This is a genomic window from Nitrospira sp., from assembly GCA_005116745.1.
Classification (GTDB): domain Bacteria; phylum Nitrospirota; class Nitrospiria; order Nitrospirales; family Nitrospiraceae; genus Nitrospira_D.
Genome location: SWDS01000006.1, coordinates 407,389 through 429,942, shown reverse-complemented (window position 1 = coordinate 429,942; position 22,554 = coordinate 407,389). Strand labels below are relative to the sequence as shown.

Below are 22,554 nucleotides of genomic sequence, written 5' to 3'. Positions count from 1 at the left end.
TCCGACGCTACTGCCGGCCCGGCAGCCAGGTTCTGGCATGGACCGCTACGCGGAACGGAGGTTGTCTGGTGATGGTGGCCATATGCGCCGAATTTTTTCCCCACGGAATCTGATCGACCACGGCATCTTTCAATAGACCGTCGATCGGCACATACACAATCTGTTTCAGCGCGGCTTCGTCCTCCGCCAGATGTCCCCATGTCAGGTCGCGCCAGTGAGCGGGGGTACCGCCATAGGTCGTGGGGATGTCCATGCCGAATCGCGGTTCCGTCGGCTGCTCCTGCAGCACGAAGAACCAGCCTGGGTGTCCTCCGGCTTTGTTGTCGGCTCCGCGAACGTCCGCTTCGGTCAGCGGAAACCCCAGCATAGTGATGTCTGGTGCCTGGGTCGCGCGGAAAATGGGATACCGTTCCACCGTGCCCAGCTCACGCCTGGTGCCATCTGCAGACCAGACGCTTTCCAACGCATAGACCATGGCGCGTGGGTAACGCCGCAGGAGGTCGCCGCGGATGAGCAGCACCATCTGGCCGACCGCCGAGCCACGCGCACTGTGGGAGCCGAGGCGGCTGTCCGCCGCCCAGGAGGTGATTCGTGTGATGTCAAAACGAGCCTCACGCTCTGCATCGGTGCTGGGCAGTTCATCGCCACCAGCATCCCAGAATTGCCGGAAGTAGGTGCCGCGCTGATCGGTCGGAAACCCACGCCAGAGCAGTTCGCGGCTCATCTCGTGGTTGAGTCCGACCATGTAGGCCTCGATCAACTCCGGATTGGTCTTGAGGAGCGCGATGGTGCTTGAGGGCACCTGGTCCATGCCGGGCAACAACAGGTCCGGTGCGTAGTCGCGTAGAGGTTCATACATCGGCTGCGGAAAGCTCGGCGCGAAGGTCGTCAGCTCCGTATTCTCGACGGTAGGCATCGTCTTTTTCACCGCAGCCAACACCGCCTCCTTCGGGGCCAGGCGCCGCAGCATCTCCACCTTCAGCTCAGACCATTCACGCAATGCCGGCGCCTGCCGCTGCTTGGTTGCGACGGAAAACTGCATGAACGGGCGAAACGCCTGGCCGGACGTTGAGGCGGGCGACGTGGCAGGGAGTCGAATCGCGTCGAGTGTGGCGGCATGGGAGGCGATTGGGCCATGGACGCGCGTCAGGCGGCGAAAGGCGCCGGTCACGGCCGGATGGCCGGACAACAGGGTATTGGCGGCAGTCGGCGGCGGCGTGGGGGATGTGGCGATGCCCGTCAACGCTCGCAGCGCCGGTCCAGTGAGTTGCAGCAGTCTCGCCGGGTCGAGCGCGGCGAAATGTTTCTTCGAGAGGCTGTCGCCGACGGCCTCCGCCAGCTGCGCACACTTGAGTCGCTGTCGATCCCGCCGTTCCTGCTCCAATTGATCCCAGGCCGAGGCCATCAACGGCTCCTGCTCCTGTTGGATCACCATCGTACCGATACCGGCGGCGATGCGGTGGCGCGGATCCAGATTCAGAACGCGGAACCAGTGTGGCGGTTGGTCTGCGGGAGGTAGGCTGTCCAGGTCTACGTACCATTGCCCATAGAGGGGCGGGCCGAGGAGCGCCGGGGCTCCGCTGGTACCGGCCATCGCTGCCGGTGCGTTGAGGATGGCGCCGAGGGCCAGTTGGAACGTCTTGCGCGGTTGGTCGGGCCAGGCACGCGGCTGAGTCTCCGGAGTGAGAAGGGCTCCACCCAGATCCAACAGGCTGCCCGGCGCGCCAGGCGACAACGTCGGCATGCCCCAGCCGGGAGTTCGGATGTCCACCGGCCGCAAGCCAACCGTAGAGGGCAGGGGCTGGGCCTTCAACCGGCGTGCGAGCGATTCGAAGTCTCCCGCGAGGCCGGTCCGAAACTCCCACTGGAAAAAGACCGGCAATGTGACTGGTCCGGGCGCGGCGTTCTTCACCCAAGCCTGTTTTAATGTCTGTTCGTCCTCCAGAGTGATCGGCTCGCCCAGCCCCGCTTTCCTCCCCACATCGTAGGTTGGCACGAGGCAGGCGTAGTAGGCGGTATTGGGATCGAGGCGGCGCGGAGCCAACAGCCGCGAGAGTGTACGTTCAGGATGGTCGTGAAGAAGCTTCTGCAACGTCGCGTGCGGTGAGGGATCGGGCGTCGCGCTCTGGCTTGCCACGATTTGTGCGTGGGCCCATGCCCAGGACTGATCGAGGTCGGGCAGGTCTTCCAGGGCGCAGGTGATCGCCGGCAAGGGCCGCTGCGGATTGGTCTTGAGCGTGGCCCGTTCCCTGGGGACGACGATCAAGCAGATCCACGGTCGCAGGCGCCGTGCGCTGTCGGACGACGCCGGGGTGAAGAGCCAGGGGAAATCGGGCCGGTCGAATTCGATGGCCGGAAAGTAATTCGGCTCGAAGTCGGTCATGTGGGCATGGGGCTCTGTGCGAATGATCTCGCGTGCGTCCAGGCCGGTGATGTCACCGGGGCCATGGAGTTGCACATTGACATCGATGGGTGCACGCTCGTTCACCCTGAGACGGACCGGCAATGCGAGGCGGCCCGCCGTGGCCGGACTGGAAACGCCGGGACCGGAGAGGCCCGCGAGGAGTCCTTGGCGAAGCCAGGAGTAGAAGCGATAGGTGGCTGCGGTCTGTTCAGGCATGGTGTGTCATCCCAATTGAATTACGCCATGAGTGCGGTGGCACGTCGTCGTTTTCGCGCCGGGGCCTGGCCGGCGGCGCCGAAGGGAGCGACCCGGGCCAACACTGCCGCCGAGAGCACATAGCCCGGCTTCGGCCGCTCTGGCGGTCGCGTCGGATCAATCAGCACGGTCTCGTAGGCAATCGGCGCGGCGAGGCCCAGCTCGTCGTCCACCGCCAGATCGTCGGCCGCCACGGTGAGGCCGCCCTGTAAGGGCACAAACGCCGGTTGCGCCAACTGCTCGTCTTCGCGCAGGTCTTCATACTGCGCCAGGGCGAAGGGCTCCGAGACCGGCGTCGTCCGCCAGGGTTGGGCGCCGGCGCGATCGGTGAGCGAGACCGTCACCGTCGTGGGCCCGCCGATAATTGGTGCCGTGCCCAGCTTCGTGATGTGTCTGTTCAGCGGCGCGATCCGCTGGCGCAGCGTCAGTTCCGCCCAAGGATGGACGCGCAGTCCGTTGGTGGGTGGGGCGGTCTCTCTGATCGTCACCACCGGGGCGCTACTGCGGGGGACGGCCCCACTCCAATTGCGCCGGTCGGCCAGGGCGGCGGCGATCACGCCCACGACATCCACCGCCGCCGGCAGCGGTGGCGCGGCCTTGCTCCCGAATGTCCGTGAGAAGGACACCGACACCGAGAAGAACAACAACTTGATCGAGGCCTTGCCCTCCACCTGCCAGGGCGTGGGCCCGGCCAGACGCCCCTTGAACGAGACGCCCACTAGCAGCCGTCCACGATACCGCAACGCCAAGGCCGCACCGACGTCAACTTCAAAGGCTAATGGTGCCAGCTGAATAATCGCATCGAAGCTGAGCATCCCGTCAAAGCTGAACCCGCCGCCGGCTGCATGGAGATCCACTCGGGCGCCGAACTGCACCGTATTCGACGTCACCGCCAGATAGGCCTGGCAGCGTAACTGGAGCGAGTCACCATCGGCGAGCTGCAGCGCCAGCCGTTGTAACACTGGAAGCCCCGGTGGCGGGGCAAACCGAGGATGGAACCCACCGATCGCCAAGATAAATTGTGGCTGACGCCCCCAGCCCGCGCGAAGCGCCATATCGCCGGTCAGCGTAAATTGAAGAATCCGGGAGTCATACAGCGTCGCATCCAACGCCACGGTCTCGGCCGAAACATCCAGCACGCCTAAGGCATCCATGCGAATCTGAATGAGCGGATGGGTCTGGTTCGGTAACAGGACTTGCAGACGGCCTAAGACCACGACCCGAACCGGCGAGGGCAGTTCAACGAGCAGCGCCAGATCGAGGGTGAGTAACGTAGGACTCCCCCAACGCAATTGCACCATCGGCCCGACCACATGGCGGCCTGCGGTCGGCGGGAATACGCGGCGGAGGTCGCTGAAGATCTGCGGGGCATTCCGGAGCGGATCAGAGGGAAACAACACCGAGTTCAGGGTGCCGGTCTTGAGGCCCTCGCGCAACACGTCGGTGCGGACAGTCCGATGCAGTGCCACCAATCCACCGATGCCGGTGAGGGTGAAACCTAAGCCGACGGGAATCGGCGCGAAGCCTTCGGCGGTCAGGATCACGATCAAGGAATAGCCGCGGCTGCCGTCGGGGAGACGAGTAGTGAGCAGGCCCAGGGCCTTAATGGCGATCGTCTCGGCCAGTTCCAGCTGCAACATGCCGCTGTATTCGGCGCGCTGGGGATCGAAACCCAGGAAGCCGCCCCCGGTCACCCCCGCTGTCGCAAGCGCCAAGCCCAGGCCCGTCGGCGGCTTGAAGCGCGGCGACAGACCGAAGAGGCCAAGGTTGCCTTCCTGGAAAGACAGATCGACGGTAACACCGATCCGTTCGACGGTCGCCGTGACTGGGCCGAGCACCAAGCGGGCGTTGACACTGGTTTCCGTGTCGATGCCCTTTTCGCCCACGTCGATGCCGATGTGTGCCGCATCCAACTTCACGGGGCCGACGGCCTGCTGCAACGACAGCGACACGTGCAGCCCCCCGCTGCCGGAAAACGACAGTCCCTCTCTGCTGCTCCACCGCAACGTGAGATCGAACGGGGCCTGGACAGACTCGCGCCCGACCGTGCCTTGAATGAAGTTGTCTGCATTTGCGAGCGACAGGTCGAATCGGAGCCCCAGCAGCGCAATCTCTACAAACGTCTCCATGCGGGTGGCCGAGGAGGCATCGAGGCCGCCTGCGACGGAAAACTGCTGATAACGCAGGGCCGAGCCTCCGGGTAGGCGGACCAACGGCTTGAGTTCGCCGGTCGGTTGGCCATGCCGCAGGCCCAGCGCGAAGCGGCCGTTGAGAGCATCGGCGAGCCCAGCTCCCTTGCGCAGGGTGAGATCCTGTTCAGGACGGAGGATGACGGCTAATCGCTTCAACACCTCCACGTTGCCAGACCATTCGATGCGGGTGTCTTCCAAGCGGGGGAAGGGGACCGTTCCCTCCGCGCGGCCTTGAATAATGAGGGCGAGGCCGAGTCCGGCATCACTCGCGCCAGCCGACGTGGGAGCGGCGCCGAAGAGCGAGAGGCCCAACCGCACCCCGAATGCGGAGCCGCGTTCCTCGTGCAGGAAGGTGATGAGTTGCGGCGGTTGGTTGGAACTTGTTTCGGCTCGTCCCAGCCAGGCCTCCTGCGCTTGCGGACTCAGGGGTTGGATACGACTCCGTAGCCCCAGCGTTTGCAGCAGCTGGCTCAGCCTGGTGAGGAAGGTCATCGATTGGAAGTCGGGCGTGTGCCAGCCGTAGGCCTCGGTAAAGAGCTGATCAAGGCTCGTCACCGCCACCTTGAAGAGGTGATAGTTGATCGTGGCGCGGACGTGTTCGACCTGAAATTTCGTTGGATCAGCGGCGTAGTAGGGATAATCGATGATGTTCAGCAGGTGCAGGGCGGCGTAGGTGAGCGGCGAGGCCTGCGCCAGGAAGTTCGCGGCGAGAAAATCGAACAGCCGTCTCGGGAGTTCCTTGTGGATCTGCGTGCGATCTACGTAGTCGTCGAAAGACGCCTGTCTGGTGGGCAGGGTCTGCGCCAAGTCGTGAATCTGCCGCGTGAGTGCTTCGATCGCGAGGGCGAGGTCGGCGATGCGGCCCGCCATGGCCAAGTCGTCGTTCCATTCGGCGTCGGACGCGCCGATGACTGCGTCGAGCTTCGTCAGAAAATCGCTGAGGTTGAGTGCGGCTAAGCCGATGTCGTCGAGGCCTGGCGGCAGGTCCCAGCCCAGCAGTTTCAGAAACGCGCGCGCCGCCTCGACATCGCCCTGGACGATGTCGAGGTGCGACAGCAGCCGCCCGATCCCGGCGGTGGCGTTCTGGACTAGATGATCGGCCACGGGAGCAGATCCTTCTTGTCGTCGACCTTACAGGTTTTGAAATCGAACTTCTGCGCCTTGTTGCGCAGGGTGGACGTGCGGATCTTGAGCGCGGCCAGATATTCCTTGGGGTCGGTCTCCGGCTTCCAAGGCAACAGGTGCGGCGCATGGTCGGCCGGCGGCGCCAGGTCATTCTTGATGGCATCCACATGGTGTGTAGCGGCGTGTTCCCATTCGGCGACCCACGTCAAGGATGCCGGATCGGCCGGCAGGGTTTTGAGCTGATCCGGCAGCGAGGCCAGCCCCAGGTGTTCCTGCCACAGCTCGTGGCGCAAGGCTTTGACCACGCCGTTCTCCGGCAGGCCGGCAATCCCGCTGTACATCACCAGGTTCAATTCCACGCTGCGCGACGGCTGACGCGAACGGCTGGGGAGGGCGTGTCGGGCGGTGCGTGTGAAGACGTCGGCAATGAGTTGGGGAATGTCGGCTACGTCGCCCAACGTTTCGCGGATGGTCTCCAGCGTCTCCTTGAAGTCGAAGATCAGTTTGTAGGCGACGAAGAGCAGGACGAGCAGCGTCTTGAGGTCGAACAGGATCTGCTTGAAGACGAAGAAAAAGAGATACCAGAATAGTTCCCAGAGAAATTTGCCTGGATCGTTGGTGAGCTTCGCCTTTTCGATCGCGCGGTCGAGGATGGAGCCGGTGATGATCAGGCCGATCTCGTGGTAGTTCATCGAGGTGCCGTCGAGGTTCGCGCTACCGGCCGTGGCCCACACGTCGTCGATGATGGCGACCTTACTGTGGACGTACACCGGCATCACGTCGTAGCGCCGCGGATTCCCCGCACCGCCGCTACCTGCTTTCTCTGATCGGCTCCAGAGGGTATAGACGCCCAGGTGATGCCCGCCTGTTTTGGCGGCGCTGCGGAGCTGGTTGACGTTGTCGATCTGGCGATCCGGGTAGCCCGGCAGGTCGGGGCGCAGGTTGAGGACCAGGATGATCTGCAGGCGCGGCTTGGTGCTGTCCTTCATCCTGGCGATGAGCGCATCGACGATTTCGGGCGAGGTGAAGTATTGGTTCTCAATGTAGATGTAGCGCTGGGCGTTGGCGATGGCGCGCTCATAGGCTTCGAGGATGCCGGTTTCGCCGTAAGGCAGGTCTTCATCGCTCGGGTTGACACGCTTGATCGAGCCTCCTGGTAGCGTGCGCAGGACCTGCACCGAGGCCACGTCGCCGTCAGGCGTGACTGCCAGTTCGGGAAAGGTCTTCTGCGGAGGGATGAGCATCGGTTTGCCGGTCGCATTCCAGATGCTCGCGAACGTCTTTTCGATGTGAGACACCGCCGGGCCCTTGAGATCAGTGTTGACGTCGTGCATGAGCGAGCCCTTGTGGCGCGCGTCGCGGATGGCATGGTTGGTATCGTTGAAGTAGTACTGTTTCAGCGGCGATCCCATGAGGATGGCGTGGTCCCCATCCACCACAATGGCCTTGGCATGCAGCAGGGCGAAGCCCTTGTTGAACGCATTAGTGTGCACGCCCGCCGTCTGGGCAAAAAACTCCGCCACCTCGGTCACAGTGTCTTCTGCGGAGAGCGGCAGGTTCGTCACCAACACATTAACCGGTTTTCCACCCTTGTTCTTGAGCACCTCTTCCAGCGAAGTTTCCGCTCCCTGTTTGCAACCGGTGGAGGGAGGATTCAACGGGTCGAAGCTACTCTTGAACTTGGTGAGGAAGCCGTTATCGACGTCAAAAAACAGCGTCATCAGGTTGATGGATTCGGTGGCGCTCTCAGCGGCATCGGTCACTGCGGGGAACATCTTGGCTCCGTCGATCAGGTGCGTGATGCGGTTGTGGTGAAAAAGCGCAACGGGCTCTCCGACTGCGGGGTTTAACGTTGTATGAGTGACGAGCCAGCCCTCGATGTTGTTGCGATGGATGCTGATGGTGCCGACCTCGTGGTTCGAGTCGGTGACATCTTTGGCTTCCGGGGTTTCGTGCAGGAGGCGCGTGCCGAAGCGTGACGGGTCTACCTGGATGGGGCCGAATATTTGGGCGACGAGGTCGGGATTCCGATCGACTTTCCAGGTGCGGTAGGCATCCGGCGAGTAGGAAATGAGAAAGGTGCCGTCGCCTTCTGTCTTGCCGATTCCCAGCACATCGTCTTCGCTAAAAAATGGATCGAAGTCGAGCGCGCGAACGGTCAAGCCGGCGATGCCAAACCCCCGCTCATCGATGACGCGTCCGTGGATGCTGATATTGGCCATGGGTTCCGTCAGGTGGACGAACCTTATGCCGCTCAAGCAAATGTGTCAACATCACACTTTGCTAAACACTCAAGGTGCAGGTGTGAAAAATTGCGTAGTCATGACGAGCGAGACATGCGCGCATGCCGTGTTCGTCACCCCGGGCATCGTTCACTTTCTACGTGAGGAGAGTGGCTCAAGCCATCTGCTCTTTCCGCAATGATACAGTAGCGATTCAGATAGCTGCTTGTGGAAACTACTCTCGTCAATTAGTTGGTGTCTGCGACCGGGTTTTGTCTTAAGAAGGTCGAGAAATCCCCAGTGCGGATCTTGAAAGCACCATCCTGGCTCCATGCAACGAACGGAAATCGTGGAAGCATTTTTTGATTACGCGAAGACCTCTTTCACAGGAGAGTATGGGGGCTGCCAGGCTGGAATGGCTGGCGCGTCCATGGCGCGCCAGCCTAACCGTGAAGGAACATTTTTCACACGCTACTTGCCTGTGACGGCGTCCTTGAGTTTCTTCCCCTCGTCCTTCGCTTCTCCAGCGTTTTTCATCGCATCTTGCGCCTTCAGATCCTTGGCACTTTGTGCGGTCTCACCACCCTCTTTTTTCACGTTCTCCGCTTGACCTTTCACGGTCTCAACTTTCTGCTTCATAGCACCCATATCGACAGCCCATGCCGATGTGCTAAGACCGACGAAAAACACCGTCACCACTGCGCTCACTTGAGCCATTTTCAATTTCATTGCAATCTCCTTTCAGCCGATTCGCAGGTGATATGGGAGGAGCGGCGATATCCTCGCCGCTCCTCTGAGACATGGGCCTACTACTTGGTCACGCTGATTTCAACGCGGCGGTTTTTGGCCCGCCCCTCGGTGGTGACATTCGGCATCACCGGCTTTGTATCAGCGACTCCCATGGCATGGGCGCCGGAGAGCCCCCCGTCCGCCAATGCTTGCGCGGCGTTCGTCGCTCGTGCTTCGGACAATTCCTTGTTGGACGGGAACTTCTTTTTCAACGCGCCGAGAATCGGCCGATTGTCGGTATGGCCTTCAACATGAACTTTATACTCTGGAAAATCTTTGAGGATAGACCCGACCTGTTTGAGCGCATCGGCTCCAGCCGGCTTGAGCTGGTCTTCGCCCGACCCGAAGAGGTAGCCGGAAGCCAGGTTGATGAGCAATCGCTCGTTATTGAGATCAACGGTGATATTTCTTTCATCGATTTGCGGCTTGAGTGCCCTGATCAATCCGCGCTCCGCCTGCTTCAATTTCGCCATCTCTGAGGAGAGGTCGCCACGAAGACCGGAGAGCTCCTTGTCTCGATCGGCTAGTTGGGACTCAAGGTCGGAGTTGCGTTGCTTCAACGCTGCTAATTGTGACTCCGACTCCGCCGCCAGCCGGTCATGATCCTCGTTGTGCTGTCTCGCCGCAGCCAGTTCCGCTGCAAGCCGATCTTTCTCACTCTGTGCAGCCGAAAGCTGACCTGCGAAGGCCGCATTGTCACCGGCTCCAGAACGAAGCGCGGCAATTTCCCGATCACGGTCGGCGAGTTGTCCTTCTAATTCACTGACACGGCTACTGAGGGTTCCGTTTTGTCGTCGCGCAACTTCCAGTTCCTCGGCTAATCGTGACCGATCTCGTTCCAGCGCTGCAAGACGGGCAGCCATTTCTTGCGAGGCATCGGGCACCACAACTTTTGTAGTGGAGGGGCACCCAGCGCCTTGATGATACCCGTACCATTTTTTATCAACACAAACAGTCGGCTGTTTGATAAAGCTGTCAGAATGCTTCATGGAAGAACAACCGACCAGAGCAAGCAAGCCTGTCATAATCACGGTGGTCTTGAGCATTTGCATGATGATCTCCTTGATCTGAATCACGATGACCCTGATAAGGGACTCTTCCCTCGGGAAGAGTCCCTTCGCTTGTTCAGGCACAGAAAGAAACGCGACCTATTACTTGACGACCACCTCAACCCGTCGATTTTTCGCGCGTCCCGTCGCGGTGCTATTGCTGGCGACCGGATCACTCTCGCCATGACCAGCAGCCGTGAGGCTGGCCACACCACCAACCCGCAGAGCCTGGGCTGCGCTGTTCGCACGTGCGTCAGAAAGCTCTTTATTCGATGGATACTTTTTTTGCAACGCGCCCTTGATTGGGACGTTATCCGCGTACCCTGCGACATGCACCTGTTTTTCCGGGAAGTCTTTCAGCACGCCCCCCACACGGTTCAACGCATCAGCACCGCCGGCTTTCAGCTGATCCTGTCCCGACTCAAACAATAGGCCGGATGCCAGGTTAATCGTGAGCGCGTTACCTGTTTGATGGACCGCGACCGTTCCCTTGGCAATTTCTGGCTGCAGCGCCTTCAACAGATCCTTTTCTGCCTTCGCCAGGCTGCTATCAGCCGACTGCCTACCCATGGCCGCTAGACGAGCCTCACGTTCATCCAATTGGTTCTGAAGATACACAACCCGCTTTTGTAGATTGCTGAGGTCATCATCTGTTGGACCTCGCCGTCCATCGAGATCAGCTACGCGCTGATTTGCAGCAACCAATTGGCCATCGAGATCCGCAATCCGCTTCTGTAAGGCGCCGATGTCGCGCCTTGCCATATCGAGCTCATCGGATGCAGCGGGAGTGGCGGCTGCGACTTTCGCCGTGGAGGGGCACCCAGTGCCCTGGTAATAGCCATACCACTTTTTGTCAACACAAACAGTGGGTTGCTTAATGTAGCCATCAGAATGATTCAGAGAAGAACACCCCACCAAGGTAACAAGTCCTGTCATCAATAGGACGCCTTTACCTAACCGCATGAGGACCTCCTTCGTATCGATATCGCAATAGGAATGGGCCGATCACTCTCCCACGCCGTATTGCTGGTTAGACCGCCGATCTTCATTGACGGTGCTTAAGGAGATCGCGGATTTCCGTCAACAGTTTCTCCTCATTGCTCGGCGCCGGGGGAGGCGGCGGTGGGGCTGCAGGCTCTTCCTTCTTAAATCGATTCACCTGCTTGACCAACATGAAGATGACGAAGGCAACAATAATGAAGTCGAACATGCTCTGTAGAAAAACACCGTAATTAATCGTCGGGGCTCCAGCAGCTTTGGCTGCGGCGAGAGACACGGGGGATGTTCTGGACAAATCAATGAAGAGGCTTGAAAAATCTACCTTGCCCATCAGTAACCCAATGGGCGGCATCAGCACGTCGCTGACCATGGACGACACAATTTTCCCGAATGCGCCACCGATGATGACGCCGATCGCCATGTCGAGGACATTCCCCTTCATGGCAAACTCTTTGAACTCTTTCAGCATAGTGTTTCTCCTTATAAGAACGCAGCTCCGTACGAGGCTGCACGCAGCCTATCGTGTGCGAGTGGTGTCGAACGCATACCCTAACGTAAGCAAGTATAAGTTATCGGTATCGCCCGTGCCGGCAGGCGGCCGATTGTTGTAGCGGGTGGTCACCTGGAATCCGCTCGCCAGACCGGCCAAAATCTTCATGCGAACCCCGTTATCCATCGTGAAGAAGAAATCCGACGCGTTCTGGACCGAGGGGAATATTTCATTGTAATGGTACAGCGTGACACGGCCATCGAACAGCGGCCAATCCAATTTCATGGCCACGCGTGCGCGAAAGCTCCCCCGATCAGCAGTGATGCTATTATCCCGGTAGTCCTCGTTAAAATACGTTGGACCGGCTTCGGCGTAGAAGGTCATATCCTTAAAGATACCCTTCAGATCTCCACGCTCAAGAAATTGATACCCCGGGCCACTGGAGATCGCCGTTCTCAGCTTGAGGTTTTGGAGAAAATCGTTTTCCACATAGGCCGACGCATACCAGAAAAACCGTTTCGTGATAAAGAAGTCCAGCTTGATCGTGCCGCGGGCATTCCTGACCTGTAAACTACCGTTGTTGTCTGCATTGACGTAGCGACCCAGGAGGGTCAGCCGGAGCTGCTCACTGCGTGCCACAAGATCTCCTAGAACACTCACGTTCCGGAGATGGCTGTTTCCCACGGCAGCCGAGTAGCCCGCATTGAGGCTCCCGGAGTAGATGACCGGCGACTGAATAACCGGGTTCACCTGTGTCACGGCATTGATCGGAACCGTCATCATGTTTCCGTTTGGCCCAGCCTTCACCTTCATCGTCCCCGGTTCTCCCTCTTCGGCCGTGCCAACAAGCACGGTCCCCTCCTTTAAATGAAAGGGTACCGGGTGCGAGACCGCCAGCTTGCTCACTTCAGCCCATTTGAGCTTGATGATATCGCCTGCCAGAGAGTTCTTGATCTGTAGTAACCCGCCCGACATCTCGATCACTTCACCATAGATGACGCTGCCGTCTTTCAAGGTCACGACATCAAGGATCGGTACCGGCGTAGTCGCGAGCGCCCCATCATCAGCAAGACTCGGCGTCGCCATCGCGCCCAGAGCTAAGACTGCGACCAGTAACATGAGTGGCTTCATTTATCCTCCTTCGTGTGGCTAAGTTGTTCAGTTAGGGTAAGTTGCCCTTGGGTATATACCTAGATTGCCGTGACACTGCAAGAGGCTGTTGTCGGCCTGTGCGAGACCCAGCATAGAGCTCTTCAATGTCCAGACAGAGGAGAACGCCATGGCGTCGCTCCATACTGGTCTCGCGACTCTGAGCGATGACGGCCATGGAGTAGCGATTCGTGGTTGAGACAGTCCGGCTTCACGATCACCAGATCGTCTCCATACAGGCCTGATACGTGGCTAGTTCTGGTGAGCAACGCCTTCAAGTCCATGCGGATCCTTTTCCAACTGCACATAGTAGCGTGCCGCCTCGGATCGTCTGGATATCTTCAAACGCTTGTAGATTCGTTGTAAGCGAGTGGCCACCACGCGAGGCACAAGATTCAATTCTTGTGCAATCTCCTTGTTTGTCTTCCCGAGAGCCACCAGAGAGAGTAGCTGCCGGTCATCTTTCGAACAGCTATAGGGGATCCGCTCTTGTCCAGCCAACGCTCCATCCCGAGCCCATGTGATGACTTGCTGAGTCAACTGCTGATCCATGATCGCCCTCCCACTCGCAACAATCTCGATACTCCTCGCAACCGCCTCAGCCGCTGCGCCCTTCAGCAGGTAACCGTGCGCATCGGCCATGATGGCTGCTCGCAGGAGCTCCTTATCGTCATGCGCCGTAAAAAAGAGCACGCCGATGTGTGGATATGACTCACGGATGGTTCTACATAAGTCGATTCCACTTATTTGCCCCAGGCGAGTCTCCAACATCACGACATCCGGCTGGTGTACCCGTATCGCGTCTAAGGCTTCCGAGGGAGTACGAGCAATGCCCATGATTTCGATGTGAGGGTTTGTGGAAAGGAAAGTCTTGAGCCCATGCAGAGTCAGCATGGAATCATCGATCAGCAACACACGAATCGGTTTTCGTCTTCCAGTGAGTTTGTCCATCGGGTCATCCCTGTTTCCTGAAAGTGCCGGAACTCAGCTGTGCTCAACCCAGAGGAAACAAGTCGCCCATCGATACTGAAAGATGGACCGTTGCATATACACACACGGATGATATCCGCCCATACCATTGCGCCATTGGGATTTCATTGAGCACAATCCACCCCTCACCCTTCTCGCTTTTCTCATACATCCTCTCCCATAGTAAGGTGGCGTTCGATGTGACGACGCCTTGGAACGGACTGCCTGACAGGTGCGAGTCTTTCGGTATATTGAGCCGCAAGATTCCTCAACATCCTGATATTCACCCTCGCTCCACAATTCACACAGCGCAACGCGCCCCGCCCTGCCGCTTGCTCTGCAAGGTCTTCATCCGCACCCAGCTCCACAATCATCAATCCACCACATCGTTTACACCGCATGTCAGATCTCCTACGAGTTAGGCCGTTGGTGACACCCTCGTTACACAGCCTTCAGGGGCTTGCGTAGGGATGCTCGTCGTGCGCGAGATCGACCTAACCTTGCGGCGATCCTAACGGTCCGATCAGAGCCAGACGCATTCAACACCCTGCATATGTCCACAAAGAAATCGACGAATGCACCGATCAGCACTTCGCGACAAGCTGATTCCTGGACTCCATTCAGATGCTTCCACTGCCTATTCACGCGTTGCAGCACGACCAATCGATGGGTGTTCACTCCCGCGCGAGATTCCGTGGTCAGCAGGTAGTCCTGTCCGTTGTAGTCTTCGACGAGTAGCCCTGGTGTGGTCATGCTTTTGTACCTCTCTAATCGCATTTCTATTTATACTCGCTCTTGCAACGGATACTGCCGACTTCCTCTTGATGGCATGATTACAAACCGCGTGCCACATCACTACACGAGTGAGGGCCTCCACATAATCAATCGGTTGCATTGAATGGATGGATTGGCGAGACCGTCTCCGCTGTGTCGGCATGAGACAACGGAGTGTCTCATGAGACAGATGCCCTGCTCGTGAGACAGTCACAGGATAGTGAGAGGCGCTTACGCGACGGGGGTGGCGGGAAATGGGTGAGGACGGCCGTCATCGGCCGGATCTCTCGGTGCACTGCTGGGAAGACAACAGGCTGTCATTGCGCTCTGCCTAGCGAGGATCGATATCTAGCTCGACGAGGCGGCGATAGAACGTCGCCCTGCTCACTCCCAGCCGTCTGGCGGCCTCCGTCCGATTGCCTTTGGCATCGGAAAGCGCCGCGAGAAATCGAGATTTCTCGTCCCGGTTCGGCAACGGAATCCACACGGAAGAACTTGGCACAGCAGGGGCACGGATGATCTCCGGTGGGAGATCAATGGGAAGAACCTCTTTCGCCTTGCAGCTGATCACTGCAAATTCGATGGCACTCTTCAGTTCACGCACATTACCAGGCCATGCGTGGCTCATGAGAAGCCGAAGGGTATCGGGATTCAGGCGCTCGATCGTCTTTCCAGTGGCGGTGCAGATCTGCCCAAGAAAGGATTGGGCAAGAAGCGGGATATCCTCGCGTCGTTCACGTAACGGGGGAAGCTGGACTCTGGCGATACGAATTCGGTAGAGCAGATCCGCTCGGAAGGACCCACGAACGACGTCTTCACTCAAGTTATGGTGGGTGGCCGCCACGACACGCACATCGACTTTGCGAGGCTTGGCCTCTCCCAGACGGGTGATCTCCTTTTCCTGCAACACTCGCAAGAGAGCCGTTTGGACTTGCGACGGAATATCCCCGATTTCGTCGAGGAACAACGTGCCACCCTCTGCAGCTTCGAATAATCCTTGCTGATCATTCACCGCCCCGGTAAAGGCTCCACGCTTGTGGCCAAAGAGTTGGCTCGTCAGAATCGAGTCGGTCAATCCGGCGCAATTGGCGGCAATGAATGGCTTATGTTTTCGGCTGCTGCAAGAGTGAATGGCACGCGCGATCAACTCTTTTCCAGTTCCCGTTTCCCCTTCGATCAACACAGTGCTATCAACCTGCGCCACGTCTCGCACAAGTTGGTACGTGCGAAGCATCGCGGGACTCTTCCCCACCAGGTCGTGAAACGACGCTTGCTCGTTGAGCACCCGGCGGAGCGTGTGGAGCTCGGTGCGGTCATGCACGATGACGATATGCCGACCGGGGTGGCGAGGATCTCCGTGAACTTCTATCTCAACCCAAGAGGGGCGGGGTCCTTCGATGCCCACGACGCAGGCCTTCCGTCGGTCTGAGGCGGTATTGATCAGCTCCCGAATCGCCATCCGATCGTGCTTGGGAAGAGGAAGTGCTTGCTCCCATTCCCGACCGATCACAGCTTCTGCCGTCATTCCCAGGATCTCAAGACCGCGATCACTGGCAAACGTGATGTGCCCGCGCTCATCGAGAACAAGCGCAGCAAGCCCGAGGTGCTGAAGCAGAGCCAGCGCATCGTCCTTTGTGCGCTCGCTGACTTCAAGCTTGCTGATCAGGTGCGTCTCAGTCTTCCGGTAGGCCTTCGCGGTACGCTCTTCGGCCAGCATGCGTTCCCGAGCCCGCTGAACGATGGTTCCCATCTCCTTGAAGCCGGAACCCAGACGCTCAATGAGTACTAACTTCTTGGATCCAATCACCAGCGCGGTGGCCTCCCGTGTCATGGTGCCGCCCTGTCGATCAGGTTCCGTCCATGGGCCCGACTTCTCAGTTGCGCCAGGGGTGCCCGCCCAGACTAGGTGAGCACCAGTAAGATACTCCTGCAAGAAGGGCGAGCATCGGCCAAGATCTAAGACCGTACAGTCTGCCGGACCGACCCACGCACGCCACCATTCAGGCGGGAGACCTTGAAGCCGAAACTCAGACGAGTCCTCCTCGCACTCAAACACCACCATGTCGAGAGTGGAGAGAACCGCATTGAACAGAGACTCGTTGTGCGGTGCGAGGTTGCCTGGCCAGCTTGTCATAAGCAATCTCTGGGGATCGGAGCTGCCTGTACGATCTGGGTTGCCAGCGTCACAAATAACTCTTCGACTCCCTGCCCAAGCTTGGCACTGCCGAACAGGACCGTCCAACCTCGTTCGCGCAGCTGTTCGATCGTGCGCTCATCGATTTCCCACTCAGATCGAACATCCGCTTTATTGATGATCGAGATGAACGGAACCGTTCCGACTGCTCGTAAGGCGGTCTGCTGAAGCGCGAGTGCCGTGTCCAGGGTCGCTTTTCTGGTGCCATCCATGACCAAGATGTAGCCGGATGAACCACGAAGATACGAGTCGCGCACTCGTTGAAATTCGTCTTCTCCATAGAGATCCCACAGCACCAGCATCACGTCCCGGTCGTCGACCGTGACACTCTTCTTCTCCACGGTCACGCCGATCGTCGTGTGATAGTGATCAGAAAACACGTTACTCACAAATCGGCGCACGAGGCTGGTCTTTCCGACCGCAAATCCACCCAACATGCAGACTTTTTTCTGCATCATGGACGAGCCGTCTCATTCTTTCGATTCGCGACCGTGAGGGTGGCCCGTAACGTGACGATCCGCCGGTCGCGGGCTTCTCCTGTTGACCGCCGCTGGTCGGGAGATGAGACAAGGCCCGCAATGACGATCGTGGCGTCACCAAGTTGCTCCCCTCCAATGGCCGCGAGCACGGCGCGGGCTCGTTCTTTGCTCAGCTGAATATTACGTGCGAGAGGACCCGTGTCGTCGGTCGCCCCCATTACTTCGAGCCTCATTCGCTGGCCTGATTGGGATGCGGCTTGGTCTAGCTCTCGTAATGCCATAGACACAGCACCAAGTGGGGCACGTTCCGATGGTTCCACGATCGAGGACCCCGAGCGAAAGCGAACGACAGTTTGATTGACCCGTTCGAGGAGATCAGGAATGGAGGTCGTGACGAGCCCTTCGTCACGGTAGAGGGAAATTCCAGGCACCAGGGTAGCCAACCGTCTCGTCTCTCGCGCCCACTCAATGGAAGCCGCGCCAGTTGCGACAAGCGTGTCTCCCTCCACTGACAGTTTAACGGTTGTGGGGGCGTGCAACATCGAATGCGCTTTGGTCTCGACGAGTTGAGGGTCCAGCGAGTAATAGGGAGACCAGACAGCCCTGATGCTCGATGGCTCAAGGCCAGCCTCGATCACCATCACCGAAGGGTCTTTGGCCAAGGGGTCTCGCAATCCCTTGAGGTGATAGCCTGTCAACGTCGATTTTGCCATGGTCACAACGATCCCCGGCTCTGCCTCAAGTTCAACCAGCAGATTGGACCACCGCGCGTGGGCTTGGTAGGCCATGACGCCCCACCACGAGAGCAGGAGGATCATCGCCCCGCCCAGAATCCATAGCTTCAAGGCGCTGGGTCGCGGTGGTGGTTCATAGTGGGCGTGCAAACAGTTTTCCAGACAGGTCCGTGTTGTCTTAAACGGCGCCGCGTCTCCATCAAAATGGATCAAGGCATCAGGTTGCTGCGCATGAATATCATCCAGTGCGGCTTGAAAATCCTCTCTGAGGGTTTCAGGGGGAGTACCCCGAACGACACCGGCCAAGTAGGCGTGGGACCCCTGTTCAATCCACACGGTCCATTCACCAACTCGAAAATGGTCGAGCGTCTGGTCCGGTGACGCGCCAAACGAATCCCGCACATAGCTCTGAATCGCCGTCAGCATGCCGGACAAGACCTGCTGATCCTGAACCACCGCCCCCTCGGCTGCCACGTGATGCAGGAGAAGGCCTGTCTCCCGATGGATAAGAAACACTTGTTCCACGCGATAGCGGAGCGTATGGAGCAGTACGACCTCCGCAAACGGTCGCCCTGTCCGCCAGGCTTCCAATCGCCAGCGAAGGCCTCGGACGGACAGGCTTTCATCTAACGAGTGGTTAAAGGACTGGGTCATACCTTGCAAGGCACGCGCGATGGCCTGCCGAATGGCTGGCCCCATGATTGGGGCGATCGCATCGACGATCGCCCGTGGCGACTTCCGTATGGTCGCGACAAATCCGTTCTCGACGTAGGGAGTCAGAACCGTCGATAACTGTGGATCTCTCTCCCCACGAACGGCGAATGCCTCAGGCAGTACCCGGCTGACATCACGAGGCTGAACCGCCCGATTGTCGAGCCGTTCACGGATTTCGTCCAGTTGCGTCTGCTCCGGAGAGAGTAAAAGAGTGCGCAGCTGGGTCCAATCTTCGTCTACGGACGTGCGTCCTTCAGAAGATGGAGAATCGCGATGAGGCCTGTGTGGATCGGTAGACATGGGGTAACACAATCGTCATGGACTCGATAGATCACAAAGAGACTGCCGCACGGCTCGCTGTTGTTAGGCTGAGCCGCGACCGGAGACCGCCTCATCACTGGATAGCCGTTGAGATGCCTCCAATAAAATGGCTGCGAGCGTCGCACGATCCGTCTTTTCTGCACGGAGGTCATGGACGGCCTGATTGAGTGCCGACGCCGCCTCGGCATGTCGAGCACGAACGTCGGTCGCCAGCTCGCTCGTCTGTTCTGTCAGCTGCTGGAGAACATGTGCTTGCGCTTGGGTCACCTGCATATCGAGCAGACGTGCTTTATCCTCAAGGGTTGTAGCCAGTTGAGTGAGGTCCTGTGTCAGGTTCGTGACAGATTCCCCTCGAACTTCCTGCTCCTTAGTCAACCGGCTCATGAGCACATCAACTTCTTTCTTGATGTAGAGCTCAAGGCTCTCAAAACGTCGCTTGAGATCGTTGCGGAGGTCCGAGGCTTCACGAATTAAATGTTGTTCGAGTTGTGCAAACCGACGGTCATGTTCTCGGGCTTGCGCGCCAAAGAGAATGTCGCGAATCTTGTCGAGATTCCCGCTTGCGGATCGATCGTCAAGGTGTGCTGGTCCACCGACTCGGTCCGAGTCTGTCGCTGGGTCGTCGCGAGCGATCAGGGGCTGGTCTGTGGAGCGTACTGTGCCCATCGTTTCACCTCATCTCGGAATCGCAAAGTAACGAGCAAGGCGATGATACGCGCCTCGTTGTTCGGTCTCTTCGGGTAGAACCTTCAGCCATTCCCCCTGACCATCTTCACTACTTCGCTTTCCTTCTATTATGAGCTAATCAACTGTATTGAGGCCTGATCTTAGCACCGGAGAAACCTGCGCAACAAGACCGAATCTCTCAGGCCGCTTTCTCAAGAGCACTGTTAAGGAGAGTTCAAAGTTGCCAGGCTCGACGGTCTTATCCGTTCACTAGGTGAACGTCGTGACGAGAAGAGGGCAGCTCGATACCATGTGTCCGGAATCGTTCGAGAATCAACTTGTTCAACTCCCCCTGAACCACGTTGTAGTTGGTCACAGCCGCCCAGGGCTCCACGGCAAGAGCGATTGACGCCTCCCCCAGAGACGACACTCCTACGGAAGGAGCAGGGTCTTTCAAGACCAACGGGTGCTGTTGAAGGATATCCTTCACGTGCGCCAGCGCGTCATCGATTTTGACGCGGTGTGAGAGGGGGACCGTCAGATGCAGCTGACGGATAACACCAAAATTATGCAGGATTTCCCCGACAATTTTTCGATTGGGAATGAGGACGCGTGAATGGTCAGCGTGCATCAGCGTCGTGGTGAAAATATCAATGACCAATACGTCACCGTGAACTCCAAGCAGCGAGATATGTTCGCCGACCTTGTAGGGTTTGCTGAAGATAATGGACAACCCGGCCATCACATTGCTCAAGACACCCTGCAAGGCCAACCCAATACCGACACCGGCGACTCCGACACCGGCGAGCAGCGGAGCGATGGGCACGCCAAGTGTTTGGAGCGCGATCATCGCCGTAAACAGTATGACGATGATTTTCACGATACGCACCAGGAGCAGGCGCACTGGTGGCTCAAGGGTCTGTTTTTCGAGCGCCTGTTGGGCAAAATTGGCGGCCCCACGAGACGCCATCATTCCGCCGATGAGGATGCCGAGCGCGACCGCCGCCTGCAACCCGTACTGCACGGCATATTGAGTGAGCGTATCCAGAATATTCATGGTGAGATTTCCTTATTGACCGAACAATCCTTTGAGCAGCTCTTTCCCCTCTTTCTGGAGGTCCTCGGGCTTTGTCGTCCCTTTGAGCAGCCCACCGACAGCTTCTTCGAGCTTCTTTTTCACCTGCTCCTGCACTTTCCCGGTGAGGCCCTTGACATCAACTCCGTACGAGGGGGCTTGAGCCGTTCCGGTAATCGTGAGAGGGAGACTCAATCGGCCATCTTTTAAGGCAATTTTGACGACGGGCGATGCGGCCGCAATCTTTTGGCTCACCTCTTGGGAGAGGTTGAGATTCACGGCAAGATTCAGTCGCTGATCAAACCCGATCGTGCCGCCGCCGGTGGCCTGAAAATCATGGCTATCCATCAAGAGCCGCTGCACATTGAGCACCCCTTGCTTGACGGCGAGGTCCGTCTCGATCGTCGAAAAGGCCGTGGCCTTCGCATCGCCGAGGGAAATACCGGCCACGTTGAGGGCTGAGACTACTTCCTGGAGAAGATTCACCCCTTCGATCTTTCCATCTTTCACAGCCATGTGGCCGGTTCCCTCTAAGGCCTTGGTCAGATCCGGCATCGAGAACCCACGCCCTTGCACCGACAGGTCCATACCGGCCGTCCCACTGATAGAGATCGGTGTCTCAGCGACGGCATTGAGCGCCGGGCCGAGTTGTAATCCTTGAATCGTCACAGCCCCTTTGAATGGAGGCATGTCTGATCCGGCGATCAGTTTGCCTTGCCCCTTCACCTCGCCGTCAAATAGACGGAACGTCAGGGATTTCAGCTTGGCCTCTTGCCCCATGACTTCCGTCGTCATCTGGAGATCCTTAATCTCAACCGGTGTCTTCAGGGGAAGCGCAACCGGTACGTTCGCGGTATTGATCACCGGCGAGCTGATATTGATGATGGCATCATTCCCGGCGGCCTTTCCTGTAATGGCAAAGTCCGTCTTTCCCAGGCCTAGCTGGAAGTTGATCGCATCAATGTCCATCGTCTCTCGCAATGGACCAAAGGTGCCGTCGAGCTTTACCGGCAGATTGAACGGCTGCACCAGCGACCCAAAATGCACACTCGGCGTCTGCCCAAGCCGCACTGACTGCAGCAGCACCTCCAAATCTTGCAATACATATTCCGTCGGTTCGGCGGCAGAGAGGTCACGGTAGGTTAATTTCCCGCCGTCGATCGCCACTCGGTCCACGGCCAGCAGCGCCAGAATCTTGAGCGGCCCTTCCGTTGAAGGGATCGGGGCGCGCGAAGGCTTCTCCGGCACCGGCACACCTTTGCGGCCGATAGTTGAAATGTTCAGCACGCCCTTCTGGTTCTTGATGACCGTAATGACCGGCTGGCGAAGCGTGATTTCCTCCACTTCGACTTTGCTGCTCAGCAGTGGCATCAACTTCACACCGACTTCCAACGACGAAAGCGACGCAAATGGACCTGAGCCAAAGGCCGGATCGTCCAGTACCGAGAACCCCACCACGCGCGCACCGATTCTCGGCCAGATCGTCAAGCGAATGTCTTGCAGCTGGACCTTACGATTGAGCGCGTCCTCGATGAGCGGTTTGTATTGATCTTGATATTTATTGAGGTTGATCAAGAACGGAAGGGAGAGGGCAACTCCTACAAGGAGGACCACTAGGGCAAGCAAGCCTATGGCTATTTTCATCTCGATCGTCTCCGGTTGAGAGTCTTAAGTATATAAACGGATTCTTCGTGAGTCAAACGAGCGACTGATCCAGCCGCAAGCCTGAGCACTCCCAGAAGAACTATCGTTTCCAAAATTCGTCTCAACCGGTGCTCCGATTGGCAAGTACGCCAGAAGCAGTTCGCGAGAGTCGCTATCACCTGCCGCCAGTCATTGTTCAGGGCGTTATATCTCACCCTTCCGTACAGACAGGTGTCGACTGAGTCGTCATTTGGCATCACTAGTGTCCGGTTAAATTGCGGCGTGCCGGCGGCAACATCAATATGGATAA

17 protein-coding genes are annotated in these 22,554 nt (G+C 58.4%); 1 reads left to right on the top strand and 16 read right to left on the bottom strand.

The window, feature by feature from the left end:
* Positions 1-7 precede the first annotated feature (7 nt).
* The gene (locus E8D52_07720) at positions 8-2,092 is read right to left on the bottom strand and encodes a hypothetical protein (protein ID TKB68861.1); all 2,085 of its coding nucleotides are present in this window, start codon (positions 2,090-2,092) and stop codon (positions 8-10) included.
* Between the two features lie 54 nt (positions 2,093-2,146).
* Here E8D52_07720 and E8D52_07715 point away from each other — a divergent pair, with 54 nt between their 5' ends.
* Positions 2,147-2,743, top strand: a complete 597-nt coding sequence (locus E8D52_07715) for a hypothetical protein (GenBank protein ID TKB68860.1) — start codon at positions 2,147-2,149, stop codon at positions 2,741-2,743.
* On the opposite strand, the gene E8D52_07710 is transcribed toward E8D52_07715, so the two are convergent.
* From E8D52_07710 to E8D52_07640, 15 genes are all read right to left on the bottom strand, one after another.
* Complete coding sequence (locus tag E8D52_07710; protein ID TKB68859.1) at positions 2,641-5,955, bottom strand: hypothetical protein; 3,315 nt, start codon at positions 5,953-5,955, stop codon at positions 2,641-2,643. The two genes, E8D52_07715 and E8D52_07710, sit on opposite strands and share 103 nt — an antisense overlap.
* A complete protein-coding gene (locus E8D52_07705) occupies positions 5,940-8,198 on the bottom strand; it encodes a hypothetical protein (GenBank protein ID TKB68858.1) in 2,259 nt (752 codons plus the stop codon). Before E8D52_07705 ends, E8D52_07710 begins: the two co-directional genes overlap by 16 nt.
* Positions 8,199-8,669: 471 nt before the next feature.
* Positions 8,670-8,927, bottom strand: a complete 258-nt coding sequence (locus E8D52_07700) for a hypothetical protein (GenBank protein ID TKB68857.1) — start codon at positions 8,925-8,927, stop codon at positions 8,670-8,672.
* Between the two features lie 80 nt (positions 8,928-9,007).
* The gene (locus tag E8D52_07695; GenBank protein TKB68856.1) at positions 9,008-10,039 is read right to left on the bottom strand and encodes a hypothetical protein; all 1,032 of its coding nucleotides are present in this window, start codon (positions 10,037-10,039) and stop codon (positions 9,008-9,010) included.
* Between the two features lie 99 nt (positions 10,040-10,138).
* A complete protein-coding gene (locus E8D52_07690) occupies positions 10,139-10,999 on the bottom strand; it encodes a hypothetical protein (protein TKB68855.1) in 861 nt (286 codons plus the stop codon).
* 82 nt (positions 11,000-11,081) lie between these two features.
* On the bottom strand, positions 11,082-11,504 hold the full coding sequence (gene mscL / locus E8D52_07685) for a large-conductance mechanosensitive channel protein MscL (protein ID TKB68854.1): 423 nt from the start codon (positions 11,502-11,504) through the stop codon (positions 11,082-11,084).
* Positions 11,505-11,552: 48 nt separating this feature from the next.
* Positions 11,553-12,656, bottom strand: a complete 1,104-nt coding sequence (locus E8D52_07680; protein ID TKB68853.1) for a DUF481 domain-containing protein — start codon at positions 12,654-12,656, stop codon at positions 11,553-11,555.
* 270 nt (positions 12,657-12,926) lie between these two features.
* Positions 12,927-13,625, bottom strand: a complete 699-nt coding sequence (locus E8D52_07675; protein ID TKB68852.1) for a response regulator transcription factor — start codon at positions 13,623-13,625, stop codon at positions 12,927-12,929.
* A 459-nt stretch (positions 13,626-14,084) separates the two neighbouring features.
* The gene (locus E8D52_07670; GenBank protein ID TKB68851.1) at positions 14,085-14,396 is read right to left on the bottom strand and encodes a hypothetical protein; all 312 of its coding nucleotides are present in this window, start codon (positions 14,394-14,396) and stop codon (positions 14,085-14,087) included.
* Positions 14,397-14,748: 352 nt separating this feature from the next.
* The gene (locus tag E8D52_07665) at positions 14,749-16,551 is read right to left on the bottom strand and encodes a PAS domain S-box protein (GenBank protein TKB68850.1); all 1,803 of its coding nucleotides are present in this window, start codon (positions 16,549-16,551) and stop codon (positions 14,749-14,751) included.
* A complete protein-coding gene (locus E8D52_07660; GenBank protein ID TKB68849.1) occupies positions 16,548-17,069 on the bottom strand; it encodes a GTP-binding protein in 522 nt (173 codons plus the stop codon). Before E8D52_07660 ends, E8D52_07665 begins: the two co-directional genes overlap by 4 nt.
* The gene (locus E8D52_07655; GenBank protein ID TKB68848.1) at positions 17,066-18,838 is read right to left on the bottom strand and encodes a hypothetical protein; all 1,773 of its coding nucleotides are present in this window, start codon (positions 18,836-18,838) and stop codon (positions 17,066-17,068) included. The genes E8D52_07660 and E8D52_07655 overlap by 4 nt, the downstream gene beginning before the upstream one ends.
* Before the next feature lie 63 nt (positions 18,839-18,901).
* On the bottom strand, positions 18,902-19,525 hold the full coding sequence (locus E8D52_07650; protein TKB68847.1) for a hypothetical protein: 624 nt from the start codon (positions 19,523-19,525) through the stop codon (positions 18,902-18,904).
* A gap of 259 nt (positions 19,526-19,784) precedes the next feature.
* A complete protein-coding gene (locus E8D52_07645; protein TKB68846.1) occupies positions 19,785-20,582 on the bottom strand; it encodes a mechanosensitive ion channel family protein in 798 nt (265 codons plus the stop codon).
* Positions 20,583-20,594: 12 nt separating this feature from the next.
* Positions 20,595-22,244: an AsmA family protein gene (locus E8D52_07640; GenBank protein ID TKB68845.1), complete on the bottom strand. Its 1,650-nt coding sequence runs from the start codon at positions 22,242-22,244 to the stop codon at positions 20,595-20,597.
* Positions 22,245-22,554: the final 310 nt, after the last annotated feature.

What these genes read in the sequence shown, in the direction of transcription:
- E8D52_07705 (TKB68858.1), bottom strand. Translation starts at nt 8,198, where the DNA reads ATGGCCAATATCAGCATCCACGGACGCGTCATCGATGAGCGGGGGTTT.
- E8D52_07700 (TKB68857.1), bottom strand. Translation starts at nt 8,927, where the DNA reads ATGAAATTGAAAATGGCTCAAGTGAGCGCAGTGGTGACGGTGTTTTTC.
- E8D52_07695 (TKB68856.1), bottom strand. Translation starts at nt 10,039, where the DNA reads ATGCAAATGCTCAAGACCACCGTGATTATGACAGGCTTGCTTGCTCTG.
- E8D52_07690 (TKB68855.1), bottom strand. Translation starts at nt 10,999, where the DNA reads ATGCGGTTAGGTAAAGGCGTCCTATTGATGACAGGACTTGTTACCTTG.
- mscL (TKB68854.1), bottom strand. Translation starts at nt 11,504, where the DNA reads ATGCTGAAAGAGTTCAAAGAGTTTGCCATGAAGGGGAATGTCCTCGAC.
- E8D52_07680 (TKB68853.1), bottom strand. Translation starts at nt 12,656, where the DNA reads ATGAAGCCACTCATGTTACTGGTCGCAGTCTTAGCTCTGGGCGCGATG.
- E8D52_07675 (TKB68852.1), bottom strand. Translation starts at nt 13,625, where the DNA reads ATGGACAAACTCACTGGAAGACGAAAACCGATTCGTGTGTTGCTGATC.
- E8D52_07670 (TKB68851.1), bottom strand. Translation starts at nt 14,396, where the DNA reads ATGACCACACCAGGGCTACTCGTCGAAGACTACAACGGACAGGACTAC.
- E8D52_07665 (TKB68850.1), bottom strand. Translation starts at nt 16,551, where the DNA reads ATGACAAGCTGGCCAGGCAACCTCGCACCGCACAACGAGTCTCTGTTC.
- E8D52_07660 (TKB68849.1), bottom strand. Translation starts at nt 17,069, where the DNA reads ATGATGCAGAAAAAAGTCTGCATGTTGGGTGGATTTGCGGTCGGAAAG.
- E8D52_07655 (TKB68848.1), bottom strand. Translation starts at nt 18,838, where the DNA reads ATGTCTACCGATCCACACAGGCCTCATCGCGATTCTCCATCTTCTGAA.
- E8D52_07650 (TKB68847.1), bottom strand. Translation starts at nt 19,525, where the DNA reads ATGGGCACAGTACGCTCCACAGACCAGCCCCTGATCGCTCGCGACGAC.
- E8D52_07645 (TKB68846.1), bottom strand. Translation starts at nt 20,582, where the DNA reads ATGAATATTCTGGATACGCTCACTCAATATGCCGTGCAGTACGGGTTG.
- E8D52_07640 (TKB68845.1), bottom strand. Translation starts at nt 22,244, where the DNA reads ATGAAAATAGCCATAGGCTTGCTTGCCCTAGTGGTCCTCCTTGTAGGA.